Origin of the sequence: Pseudoalteromonas sp. SG43-5, from assembly GCF_014164345.1 — a bacterium.
GTDB lineage: Bacteria > Pseudomonadota > Gammaproteobacteria > Enterobacterales > Alteromonadaceae > Pseudoalteromonas > Pseudoalteromonas distincta.
In genome coordinates this window covers 51,038-62,986 of sequence record NZ_JACJFA010000004.1, presented here as the reverse complement: position 1 = coordinate 62,986, position 11,949 = coordinate 51,038, and the positions used below count along the sequence as shown (strand labels likewise).

The 11,949-nt window shown below is 40.6% G+C and carries 9 protein-coding genes; all 9 read right to left on the bottom strand.

Annotated features, from left to right (window positions below; all coding sequences use genetic code 11):
- Positions 1-33: 33 nt before the first annotated feature.
- The 9 genes from H5161_RS05815 to H5161_RS05780 all read right to left on the bottom strand — a co-directional run bounded on the left by H5161_RS05815 (position 34) and on the right by H5161_RS05780 (position 11,886).
- A complete protein-coding gene (locus tag H5161_RS05815) occupies positions 34-1,761 on the bottom strand; it encodes an EH signature domain-containing protein (RefSeq protein WP_182768889.1) in 1,728 nt (575 codons plus the stop codon).
- Positions 1,762-1,763: 2 nt separating this feature from the next.
- A complete protein-coding gene (locus H5161_RS05810; protein WP_182768888.1) occupies positions 1,764-2,522 on the bottom strand; it encodes an OmpA family protein in 759 nt (252 codons plus the stop codon).
- Positions 2,522-4,612: an anti-phage ZorAB system protein ZorA gene (gene zorA, locus H5161_RS05805; RefSeq protein WP_182768887.1), complete on the bottom strand. Its 2,091-nt coding sequence runs from the start codon at positions 4,610-4,612 to the stop codon at positions 2,522-2,524. The genes H5161_RS05810 and zorA overlap by 1 nt, the downstream gene beginning before the upstream one ends.
- Entirely contained in the window at positions 4,572-4,700 is a 129-nt protein-coding gene (locus tag H5161_RS20085; RefSeq protein ID WP_259398674.1) for a hypothetical protein, read from the bottom strand. The genes zorA and H5161_RS20085 overlap by 41 nt, the downstream gene beginning before the upstream one ends.
- A gap of 145 nt (positions 4,701-4,845) precedes the next feature.
- Positions 4,846-5,520, bottom strand: coding sequence for a hypothetical protein (locus tag H5161_RS05800; protein ID WP_182768886.1), 675 nt, complete (start codon positions 5,518-5,520; stop codon positions 4,846-4,848).
- 121 nt (positions 5,521-5,641) lie between these two features.
- On the bottom strand, positions 5,642-6,220 hold the full coding sequence (locus tag H5161_RS05795) for a restriction endonuclease subunit S (protein ID WP_182768885.1): 579 nt from the start codon (positions 6,218-6,220) through the stop codon (positions 5,642-5,644).
- Positions 6,221-6,361: 141 nt separating this feature from the next.
- Positions 6,362-6,808, bottom strand: a complete 447-nt coding sequence (locus H5161_RS20235; protein ID WP_182768884.1) for a restriction endonuclease subunit S — start codon at positions 6,806-6,808, stop codon at positions 6,362-6,364.
- The gene (locus H5161_RS05785; RefSeq protein ID WP_182768883.1) at positions 6,805-8,385 is read right to left on the bottom strand and encodes a class I SAM-dependent DNA methyltransferase; all 1,581 of its coding nucleotides are present in this window, start codon (positions 8,383-8,385) and stop codon (positions 6,805-6,807) included. The genes H5161_RS20235 and H5161_RS05785 overlap by 4 nt, the downstream gene beginning before the upstream one ends.
- Positions 8,386-8,442: 57 nt before the next feature.
- A complete protein-coding gene (locus tag H5161_RS05780) occupies positions 8,443-11,886 on the bottom strand; it encodes a DEAD/DEAH box helicase family protein (protein ID WP_182768882.1) in 3,444 nt (1,147 codons plus the stop codon).
- Positions 11,887-11,949 lie beyond the last annotated feature (63 nt).

The following is an 11,949-nucleotide window of genomic DNA, read 5'->3' as shown; positions in this document are numbered from 1 at the left end:
ATTCCTAAAGTTCATGCTTTTCTCTGAAGTGGGCTACAGCGAACGGCTCCATAACTCTTCAGAGTTTAAGGTGACCCTGCCTTTTGTACGTAAAGTATAAAGTGCAAAATTTACCTGGTGAACACTTTTGCGAAGCTCAAACTCCTGCGCTAAGATATTAGTAATTGAGTTACTATTTATAGGTTGATGTATATCTAGTACATGCAAAATTAAAGACTCCAGCGATTGAGTGGCTTCCGTTTTTGTATCTATTTCTATTTCTACTTTTTCTTTACTTCCTAAAACAGGTAATCCATACCGACTTATATATCTTCTGTATTCGTCTTTATAAAATAGTTTTTCTAAATCGAGTTCAATGCCATTTTGAGTTAAAAAATCAATAGCATTTTTTTGCCAAGAAGTCGGCGAGTGTTGAATAGGCATTAACTCGCCTTTTGGATAGTTCTTTTTAAATTCCTGTGGAAAGCTGTGTGTTAAAGAAGAATGATTTAACTCACTCAAAGAGTAATCGTTAAGCTTCTCACTTGGTAAGCCCATATAAATCCATAGCTTAAAGTTATGCGATCCTTCAATGATATGAAAATCACCGCAATCTAAATAAATAATGGAAGTTTGAGTCATTCCTCTAAGGTTTATGTAACTGGTTGTTAGACTCTTTCCTAGCACTCGCTTAACTGTATGCTCCGCTTGGTTTCCAAGCATTAGCCGTGCATTTCGCACAAACCCATGTTCATAAAGCCCTTCTAAAAAGCGCTTACGTGCGGGGAACATTCTATTTAACGCTTCATCGCCGGTGTAATTTGCGTACTCTTCAATAGCGCCTAAAAATAGCCGCAAGTCTTCTTTGGCAAGCCAGCTTGTTACTGCTTTTACTCTATTCTCACCAATGGGCTTCCACCACTGGCGGTAATTTGTAGCTGTATTAGCAATACGCGGATCGCCAGCTAAATTCAGTACAAAGTTTTGCCATATTTCACTTGGTGCACCAGCAGAGCGGTCAATAATAATTTCAAGCGCTATGTGCCCTATTCGTTTACCTTCTTCAAAAGGCATTGTGGCAACATCATGTTTTAGTAGCTCATGCAGAACATCATGTTGCTCACCAACGGGAATTTCTTTCAGTGTATCCAGGTAATATTGCGCGTGGCATATATCTAAGAAGCGCCCTTGTGGAAGCTCGTTTAGGCGTAGTTTTTTTAATTGTTCGGTTAAGTCTAAGTGGTTTTGTTTGGCAAGGTTAACTAACGCTTTAGGAGCGGTTAAATCAAGCAGCCATTTAGCCTGATCAAGCACCGATAAAATTGTATCACTTGAGCTTTTGCGATCTTTTAAACGCTGCTCTATTTGCTGGTTAAGCCACTGCGTTAATCGATTAAAAATATTGCCATCAACCAGTGCATCAAAATAACGATAAACTAACGAAATTAAATTCATTAACGACGACATACCAAGTTTGGGATGTTTAGCTTGAATATAATCTATTGTTTCTTCGTTTAATGAGTTTTTTCTTACGTCTTCTTTATCAATCCATAACTGAGTTAAAACACGCACGCCTTTTCGCTTAATTAAAATTTGTTTAAGCTTTTCTTTTTGATCGTACATAACGTAGCGATTAACCTGTTGCTCAAGGGCTTTAAACTCTTCGCCTTGCCCTGCACCGTCGGCAATTTTTTTTGTTTGTAAAGTCAGGCTATTCCACTGCTGAGAAAATCGCTCCCAGCTGAATTCTGAAAGCTGAGGAATAGGAGGTAGAAGCAACATAATTAAGGCATCTCCAAACGGCTTCTTACTGTTTCGTATTCAGCGCTGGTGGGTCTACGAATTGTAAAACTTATATCAATGCGTCTGTTTGATCTAAAATCACTCTCTGTTAGCTCTTCAACAACCATGCGCCTTGTTGCCGCATAGCCACTAACCGAAAAAAGCGGATTACTTTCTTTGTTAGTAATACCTGCTAAATCGTGTTGGCTTGGCAGTAATTTAACCCAAAGCTCCCATAACGAAATCGCCCTAAAGGTCGATAACCCCCAATTACCTTTACCCAGCATGCCGTTAAAGTTTTTACTGTCGGTGTGCCCTTCAATAAAAATAGTATCGAGGAATTGCTCACGGTTATCTTTATTTATAACCTCAGCTAGCACCTCACCAATTTCAAGTGCAGTGCCTTCAAACTGCGGACTTATATTAAATGCAGCGCTATCAAACCCTAAAATATCGTTAGGAATACTTAATACAGTTTCATTTTCGCTAACCGTAACTTGTATGCCTCGCTTACGCAGTAACTCAGCAGCCTCATGTAATATCGTTTTGCGAACACCCTCAGCCATGTGCAGCATTTCTAGCTCTTGGGTAAATGCTTGTTGTTTATTTTCAAGCTCTTCTTTGGCCTCCATAAGCTCAACCATTAACACAACAGATGCTAAAACAAATAAAATAAGTAAGCCCGACAAAATATCCGAAAACGACATCCAGTAAGGGTTTTCTTCATCAACACTTACTTGGTTGCTTTTAAATACTCGCATTAGCTACGCTCCAATTCATCCACTAAATCAGAAATAGAACTTACTGTACGGCGCATCTGGTCACCAAACTCAAGGGTTGTGGTGTTCCAGGTCTCCATACGCTCTTTAACTTGCGTATTTACTTCTGATGAATAGCTGCGTAGCCACTCATTCGTTTGCTTTTCAATATCAGATACTTGCTTAGCTAAGGTATTACTTAGCCCTTCAAAAGATGCCTCAACACCACTTATAAACTCAATTTGATGTGTTTTCATTTCGCTAAAGCCACTTTGAGCTAATTTAGCTGTATTACCAAATTGCTCTGTTGTAGCAACAAGTGAGGTTTCGAGCCCTCTTAGCACTTTAGCTTGTTCAATTACGTGATTCGCTAATCCATCATTTTGAGCTGAAATACCTTTAATAGTGTCGGTCATATCAGCTAAGCGCGTATCAAACAGCTCTGTTGCTTTTAATAAATTGCCCGATAACACCCCAATTTGGTTTGCGCTATTACTTAGGTTTTGGCTACTTGTAGCAGATGACTCCGCAACCGTTTTAAGCTCTCCAATAACGTCTCTATGCTGTGCAATAACCGAATCCATATGTTTTTGCGTACGTTTTACAGCATCAGTCATCGAGGTAAGCATTTGGTCTTGTTGTGCTAGCCACTGACCTAACTGCGATTGTAATTGCTCACGATATTCTGAGTCACGCTTAGCCGCTTCAAGCTGTTGGCTGTTAATTAATGAACCAAACGTTTCTTCAAGCGTCTTTTGGCGCTGCTCAGAGCTTTGCATAAAGCTTTGTAAACTTGTTTCAAGGCCACTGGTAAACGCCTGTTGCTGCGCCGTTGTTTTTTCGTTTTGGCTAGAAAGCTCATTAACAAATCCACGGTTCGATTCGCCCATAGCGCTTTGTACTTCGGCCATAGAGTCAGAAAGCTTATTAAGTGTTTGCGATTGCTCGGTTAACCAACCACCTAATACCGACTGTAAATTATCTACATGGTTTGCTTCACGTGTTGCTTGCGATTGCTGTTGCGATTCAATAGCCGTAAATAACTTTTGCTCCATAAGCTGTTGGCGTTCTTCGCTTTTGCTCAGCATTGCTTCGAGTTGCTGGTTAAATTGCGATGATGCCCCCGCTTGTTGCTGGGCCATTAACTCAGCTTGTTTACTGCTTTGCTCAAGCACTGCGCTCATTTGCCCGCTCAGACTACTTACGGCCTCGTGCATTTGCTCAGTCGACTTTTGTATAAGCTCACCTTGGCCTCTGCCTGCCGCTTGCATGCTCTCCGTAAAGTTACTAATTAAATGCTCCAGCACGCCGCTGGTTTGTTGGCTTGCATTACTCACTAACGACTGCATAGCAGGTGCCATTACATTGTTAAGTGCATTGGTAAAGGCCTCTTGCATGTCTTTGTTCATGCCTGAAATAGTTTCTTGTAGGCGGTCGCCAATACGCTCATGTAATTCTTGCAGCGCTTCACTACTTTCACTAGTGTTTTTAGAAATATCAACAAGTGACTTTTCAGCGGGTAAACGAGGGAATAAAAAGTCAATTTTTTGCTGAATTTTAACTACTTTTTTAACTATTCTTCGCTCTGTGTTTTTCTCAAACACATTAAGCAATAAGCTAAGCCCCACACCCCAAACAGAGGTAACAAATGCCATTGCGGCACCGTTAATCATGCTTGCAATACCACCCTTAAGCGCCTCTATTTCGTTGCTTTCCATGTGCAGCCCTTTTAAGCCCATAGTTAAGCCTAAAAAAGTACCGAGTACACCAATTGCAGTTAAAAATGAGGGAGCTGCTGCTAGTAATCTATTTGAGGTAATACCCGAGGCAAGTGTTCTTGGGTTAAAAAAGTGCTCTGCATCTAAGGTGTTATATACGCCTTTTTCACGGTGATCGAGTACTAAGCTTTCATCAAACTCACGCCAAAGGTTTTTAACTACATCATCGTTTGATGATTTAGCTTTATCTCTAATATCAGCAATATTATCGTAAAGAGACTCTGTAGTTTGTTTTGCTACAATTTCTTCAACCTTTTTAATTGTTTTTTTACTATTATGCTTTAAGTAAAAGTACCCAACCAACAGCAAATACAAAAAGTAGTACCATAATAATTATAAATGAACGCCCTAACCATGCATTTGGCCATAATAAATCAGCGTTTAATAACAATCCTTCAAACATGCCTTACTCCTAATCCCTTAGTTTACGGGTAGTAATTACTTAATAAGTGGTTAATAGTTTATTTTTTACTTAATAATTAAAGTCATTAATAAACAAATATCTATCAGCTGTTAGTTTTAATTTTAATATATGAACACTTAACTCTTTAGCGATTTCTGCTTGGGTTAGTTAAAAACAAGTTGGTGCCGTTGCTTTCAAAGCGGTTATTCCAAACCAAATCAAAATAAATACAGTGGTTTAAACCTATTTTTGCTATTTTCTCTTTTAAAAGGTTTTGTATATCTGCGTAGTGCTGGGCTGTCTCAATGTCTTTATATGTAAAACGGCGCTTGATACCTAAAGCCTTCGCTTCCTGGGCGGTGAATATAAATTCTGACTGAAATATTTGGCTATCAAGGGGTAAAAACAGCCATGGTGTGGCGGTTTTTCTTGCTTGGGTAAAATCCTCCCCCATAGCTACAAAGTGCTCAAATACAATATCAACGGGCTTTCGCACTTTATTAAACGACTGCAACTGCGAAGGTTTAATGTTTTTACTCAATTCAATTTTAAGCTCGCTACATAACTCGTTGGCAAGTTCGTTTAACTGTATTTCAGAGGTGAGGTTATTTAATGCGTGTATTAAATAATCCTTTTTTTTAGTTAACACATCTCTAAAGGTATGTGATGCGCCTAAGCAATTATTATTTTTACGATGAAAGCCGCGATAGGTATTTGAGCCTAAGCTTTTTAACACCAACTCCTCGTAGCTGAGTAATGGCGTAGGTGTTAAAAACACCGTATCGCCCACTTCGTTCATGCGTTTTACTTGTGCCTGCATTTTTTATTTATCCTTTCCATGCTAAATAAGCGGTTTGTTTTAAATGCTTGGTCTCATTTTTGTTTTTATTTAATTTACGTTCGGTCATTTAACATCCTTGTTCTTATTTTTATAAATAGCGTTATAGCTGGCCTGCAAAGGCTTTTTGGCTTAGTGAGTTAAATTCTTGCTCACTCAATCCATCACTTGCTTTGACCTTATTCAAAATAGCCCTTACAGAAATATATACTTCTTTGAACTTTTCTTGAGTATTTATATCAGGTAAAGGAACTTTTACATCTTTGATTTTCGCTAATGTGAGCCTTGTAATAGCTGCGCCTGCCATATTCGCAGTTAAAACTAATTTTGTTCTTGGATGATTCAAAAACATACATAAAAACTCTGAGTTAACTAATTCAAAATTTGGCTTTAAGAGAGCCAAACTGGAAAGCATACTGAACTCAAAGTCATATTCATTTATTGCTGCAAGGCCCGTCGTTGCACCATCTTTAATATAGAGAACATCATTTTTTTCAGGGTTGCACCTAGAGAATATTTTTTTATGTTCTTCTTCCGACACGTACCAAGGTTTAGCATGAAACTCTAACCCTGTTTTCTTCAAATGTTTTGCTGTTACGTAAGGGAAGCCTTTTTCAACTATAGGTGGTGAGTGATGAGTGCCATCTGTAATTTTTCGGCACAAAGAGGCGAGAGATCTCAATTCCCACCCCTTCGGATTTGTAACAGGATCGCCGAACATATCTAGGAATACGCTGCGGAGGAAGTCGTCGGCGAGTAGGATGGCTTGTTGGCGTTTGCGACGGATGGCGTCGGCTTTATCTAAAATCGCGGCTATGCGTTTTTACTCATCCAGCGGTGGCAGTGGGATTTTATGATTCCAAAAAATATTCATTGAAACACGAGGCATTTTTGCACCAGCCACTTGATCACTAATCCAATTTACAAAGTACTTTGATCGCAAGTAATAGGTTAAGTACCTCCTATCAAGCCTTTCCCCATCAGGACACAAAGGCACCAGTTCCGTAGTAGCTAACCCTTGTTCATCTGGTAAAACGACTTTATTTAGATAAGGACGTAATTTTGAATAAAGCACATGTCGTTCATCAAACCAATGTGTTGAAGAACCTGCAGATTTAACTAAGTCATAAACTTTTTCAGTCACAACCCCTGATTGCGACTCGACTTTATCTAAATTTAGTAGCCAAACAGGCTTTTCATCAATAATGTCTGGATTTTTAATCGGTTTAGAAGGCGCAACATCACCTATCTTAACTAGAGACCAACTCACAACATACCCTCCAACTCTTTTAAATCAGCCAGTATTTCGTTTTCTAAGCTCACTAATTTACCTAAAATTTCTTTTGGCGGATCGTATTTTTCTTCTTCGTAAACTACCTCTTTGTAGCGGTTGATTGAAAGGTCGTATTTATTGCTGGTTATGTCGTCTTTACTGACCCAAAACGCCTTTTGGGTTTTATCGTTAGCATCACTTGTCGCTTGTGATTTATCGCGAGCTTTAAATTGTTCGACTAATTCTGGTAAGTCGTTGGCTTTTATTGGGGTGCGCTTGTCATCCAAGCTAAAACCGTCGGCTTGTACGTCGTAAAACCAGACGTTGTCGGTGCTGCCGCCTTTGGTAAATATAAGTATTGCCGTTGATACACCGGCGTAGGGTTTAAACACGCCACTTGGCAGTGAAATTACGGCTTCTAGCTGGTTGTTATCCACCAGCATTTGGCGCAGTTGTACGTGCGCTTTTGATGAGCCAAATAATACGCCGTCGGGCACGATAGTCGCCGACTGCCCGCCCACTTTTAACATGCGCTCTATAAGGGCAACAAATAGCAGCTCAGTTTTTTTAGTTTTTACTTTGCGTAATAACTCAGGGCATACGTCTTCTTCGTCTAGGCTGCCTTTAAATGGCGGGTTGGCGAGAATTATGTCGTACCCTTCTTTGGCCTTTTGCGGGTAGTGCTCTTTAAAGTTTTGGCTTAGGGTATCTTGATAATGAATACCCGGCTGTTTAATACCGTGCATTACTAGGTTCATAGCGGCTACGCGTAGCATGGTGGCGTCAAAATCAAAGCCGTTGAACATGTTTGTATCTATATGGGTGCGCTGCTCTGGGGTGATCAAATCGCCAGAGTAAAGTAGGTTTTCAAGCGGTTTACCGCTGTCATCAAGCTGTATATTGCCATTTACGTCAAGCACGGGTTCGCGCTCGATGCCCTCGGCTGATGTGTATTTTTGTAATAGGTATTCGTAACTTACCGACAAAAAGCCACCGGTGCCGGTTGATGGGTCGCATATTTGGCTGGTGGTGCTTGGGTCCATCATTTCGACCATGGCGCGTATAATGTGGCGCGGCGTTCTAAACTGGCCGTTAATGCCTGCGGTGGTGAGTTTACTTAATAGATATTCGTACAAATCGCCTTTGGTGTCTGAGTTTTCAAGCGGTAGGTCGTTTACCATTTCAACCGCTTTTACCAATAAGCTTTGCTTTTGAATCATTAATTGCGCGTCTTTCATAAACTCATTAAATACCGCGCCTTCTGGCGATACGTCGTCTGAGGTTTTTGAAAAAAACGGGAATAGCTCATCTTTAACCAGTTTGTATAACTCTTCGGCCCCTAAATGGCGCAAGTTTTGCCAACGAATATGTTGCTCGGTGTCGGTAAAGCGGCGGTTAAATGACTGCTTAGTACGGGCACTTCGTTTTTCGTCGGCTTGCTCGTTCATGTCGAGCATACGGGCGTACATTAAAAAAGTAATTTGCTCTACTACGGTAAGCGGGTTAGTAATGCCGCCTGTCCAAAATTCTTCCCATAGTTTGTCAATTTTACTTTTTAAAGGTCCGGTTATCATTAATGTGTATCCTAGTTAGTGCTGTTTAAGCGCGGTGTAAATTATGCGCTTATAAAATTAAAGGTGTATTTGCTTTTCAACGCTTTGGGCTTTATCGCCTAGTTTTACATCAAACTGCTTAATAAATTGCTCTATTACGTCGGCTTGTTGCTGGCTAAATACGCCATCGAGCCCCATGTCGTGTATTTGTGTAAAAGGTGCATCGTAAAGCTGAGCTATTTCAATAGAACCGTGGCGAATTAGGTGGTTTTTTAACATACCAATAAAGCGCTGTTGTTTAGCATTTACATGGGTGTGTATTTGCTGCACAAAGTTAGTAAAGCTCTGTTCTATGGCGTTTTTGTTCATGCCGACTATGGTACGCAATATTTTGTCGAGCGTCGCGGTTGATTCGGGAAAAAACTCTTTTAATGTGTTTAAATCAACACTTGGGTTTTGCGTATGCACTAACGAGCTTAATTGCGCTAAGTCGGCCTCGGTTACTTGTTCGCCATTGCGAATTTTTTTAAGTACGCTGTCTGTTTCAAATAACGGGGTGAGTGTTTTTTCTACCTCTTGGCGGTATATTTGATAATCAATAGAGACTATTTTTGTAAGCCTGTCGGCTTCGTGTATTTGGTTTGCGTCTTCTTTTATATCGAGTATAAAGTCACTTTTTGGCGGTGTTATGTCTTTATTACGCAGGTGTATAATACTGCGTAAATTAATGCGGCTTTGCTCAAGCGCTGCATGGGTTAAATACTGCCAATATTGCTCGGTTTGTATTTCTGCTATTGCAGGTGCTTTGCTACGTACTTCGTTTAAGTGCATTTGTAGCGATTCAACTTTGTTCATTACATTTTGTTTAGCTAAATCAATTTGGCTTTCATCAGTAAGTAACAGCGTTTGAATGGTGGTTAGCTCAGAATCAAATTTATAGGCTTCACTTTGCCCCATAATGTTACGCCATTGCATAAGCGGCGCTACTTCTTCTAGCAACGTTTGTACATCATCAGGGATAAACTGATTAAGGCGTTTTAGGTCTTTAAAGGTTTCGACCACTAGCCAGTTGTCGCGCACCGATATTGATTCCATTGGCAGTAAGCAAATATCGTCGTGAATTAATTTTATTGTTTGGTCAAACACATCCATATTGGCTTTTTTGAGGGCGGTTTGTGCAAGGGTTACCCGCGCTTCAAATAGCTTTTGCAGTAACGATTTAGCTTGTTTTACGTCTTCTTCTTCTGGGTTTTCATCAAAGTATTCAAAATTTGCCCAGTGGTCGAATATTAAAAAGTGAGTTTTGTGCTTACCTGGGCCATATAGGTTTTCGCATAAGCGTGTGCCACGGCCAATCATTTGCCAAAATTTTACTTTTGATTTTATGGGTTTGGCAAATACAAGGTTTACACATTCTGGTACGTCTATGCCGGTGTCGAGCATATCGACCGATACGGCTATGCGTACGCTGTTTTCGTCGCTTGATTTAAAGTCGTCTATTAGCTCTTCAGCGCGTTCGTACTTTGAGTGAATAACGCGGCAAAAATTAGCACCATGCTGCGGGTAAAGCTCGCTAAACAGCTGCGCCATTAATTCGGCGTGGGCTATGTTACGGGCAAATACTATTGTTTTACCAGGTAGCTGGCCGTCTTTGTCCCGCAGGCCTTTTTCCATTAGGTTACGTAGTATTAGCCTGTTGGTGTCTTTATTTTTAATGGCTTCGTCTATTTGTTTTGCATCAAAGTCGAGCTCGTTCGGATCAATCCCTTGCTCTTCTAGTTGGGCTATTTGCTCATCAGTTAGGTTGTCTTTTTTAATGCCTTCGCGTAAAAACTGCGTGGTGTAACTTACAATTTTGTAAGGAACTAAGTTGCCTTGCTCTATGGCGTCTTCAAGTGGGTAATTGGCTGTTGGCATTTTGTAATCACAGCTAAACAAATCACAGGTTGAGCGCGATACCATTTCTACCGGCGTGGCGGTTAAGCCCACTTCTAATGCATCAAAGTATTTAAAAATATCACCATAAATATTATAAATTGAACGGTGCGATTCATCGGCTACTATTAAGTCAAAGTGACCTACGTCGTACTTATTCATTATACGCAGCATGCCTGGGTAGGTTGCTATAAATACACGCGCGCTGGCTGCGGTGTTTTTAGCGCTTTTGCCTACAATGTGTACAGGCTCTTTGGTATGCTCGGTAAAGGCATTACCCGCTTGTTTACGTAGCTCTTTTCGGTCACATAAAAACAGTACGCGCTTAGCCCAACCTGCATCGAGCAGCCGTTTTGCAAGGGCGATAGATACGCGTGTTTTACCTGTGCCGGTTGCTTGCACAATAAGCGCTTTGCGGTGTTTATCACTAAAACGCTCACACACACGAGTTATAGTTTCCATTTGATACAAACGCCCTGCTACTGCGGTGTCTATTGGCGTGGTGTTTAGCTCTTTTTTAAGCGTGCGTTGCTTTATTAAGTACTGCAGGGAATCTTTTGAGTAGTAACCGTATAAACCTCGGCTGTTATAACCTTGCGCGTCGTCTAGAATTTTTATATCCCAACCGTTCGAGTAAAAAATAACGGGCCGTTGCCCAAATTGCTTTTCGAGCGCGTTGGCATAAAGCGTTGCTTGCTGGCGGCCTTTTTCGATGTTTTCGCGGGTGCGTTTGGCTTCTATTACAGCAAGTGGCTTTCCGTCGTCATCCCATAATACGTAATCAACATAGCCTATACCTGTTGTTGTAGGTTGATCTGTTACTTTTACTTCTTTGCCAACGTCTTCTGTTGATTTGTCGTCAAGTGCTACATTCCAACCTGCATTACGCAGGTCTAAGTCGATAATGCGTTTACGGGTTTCATCTTCGTTAAAGTTAAAACTTGAGTTAACAATTTGCTCATTTCGGGTTTTAACCTGGTTAAGCTTTTCCGCATCAATAGTTTGTTTTAGTTTTGCTGCTTGCTGCTGGGCTAGTTTTTGTGCAAGCTCTGCGGCTTCTAATTCGTCAAGTGCGCGTTTTAAACGGGCTTGATTTTCGGCTAGCTGCTGAGTGAGTTGTTTGTTCTTTTTGGCAAACTGGGCATCACTTTGATTAGTTGGCTGTGTTTGCTCAGGCGCTTTAAACTCTGGGCATTCTTGTTGCGTGCCATTGGCATAAGCCATAAACAAATAAGAGGCTACAAAGTAGCTTTCTTTTAATATCCAAATAGCTTGTTGTTGATCTACTTTGCCTTCATGCGCGGCTTGGTTGCCGCTTTTACGTATGGCATGGAGCTTATCGGTAATTAAACGCGGGACTGCGCTGGTAAAGTCGTCGGCGGTAAGTTTGTCGAAAATGTTAGACGTTGGTAAAACAGGTAAGCGAAGTTCTTTATATAAGTAGCCTACTACTTTTTCGGCAAAGCAACGCAGCTTAACTAGTGAGCTTTGTGGATCGGTAATCGCATAGTCTTCTGCAAAAGCGGCTAACTGGTGTAGCTCTGGCCACTTAGATTGAATATGTTCAAAGTTCATTGATTGCTTCATTCCTGATTACTTCCTTATCAACTAATTTACCATGCGTTATTATTTTTATGCGTTTGCAAGCTT

What these genes read in the sequence shown, in the direction of transcription:
- H5161_RS05780 (WP_182768882.1), bottom strand. Translation starts at nt 11,886, where the DNA reads ATGAAGCAATCAATGAACTTTGAACATATTCAATCTAAGTGGCCAGAG.
- H5161_RS05785 (WP_182768883.1), bottom strand. Translation starts at nt 8,385, where the DNA reads ATGATAACCGGACCTTTAAAAAGTAAAATTGACAAACTATGGGAAGAA.
- H5161_RS05815 (WP_182768889.1), bottom strand. Translation starts at nt 1,761, where the DNA reads ATGTTGCTTCTACCTCCTATTCCTCAGCTTTCAGAATTCAGCTGGGAG.
- H5161_RS05810 (WP_182768888.1), bottom strand. Translation starts at nt 2,522, where the DNA reads ATGCGAGTATTTAAAAGCAACCAAGTAAGTGTTGATGAAGAAAACCCT.
- H5161_RS05800 (WP_182768886.1), bottom strand. Translation starts at nt 5,520, where the DNA reads ATGCAGGCACAAGTAAAACGCATGAACGAAGTGGGCGATACGGTGTTT.
- H5161_RS20085 (WP_259398674.1), bottom strand. Translation starts at nt 4,700, where the DNA reads ATGTTTGAAGGATTGTTATTAAACGCTGATTTATTATGGCCAAATGCA.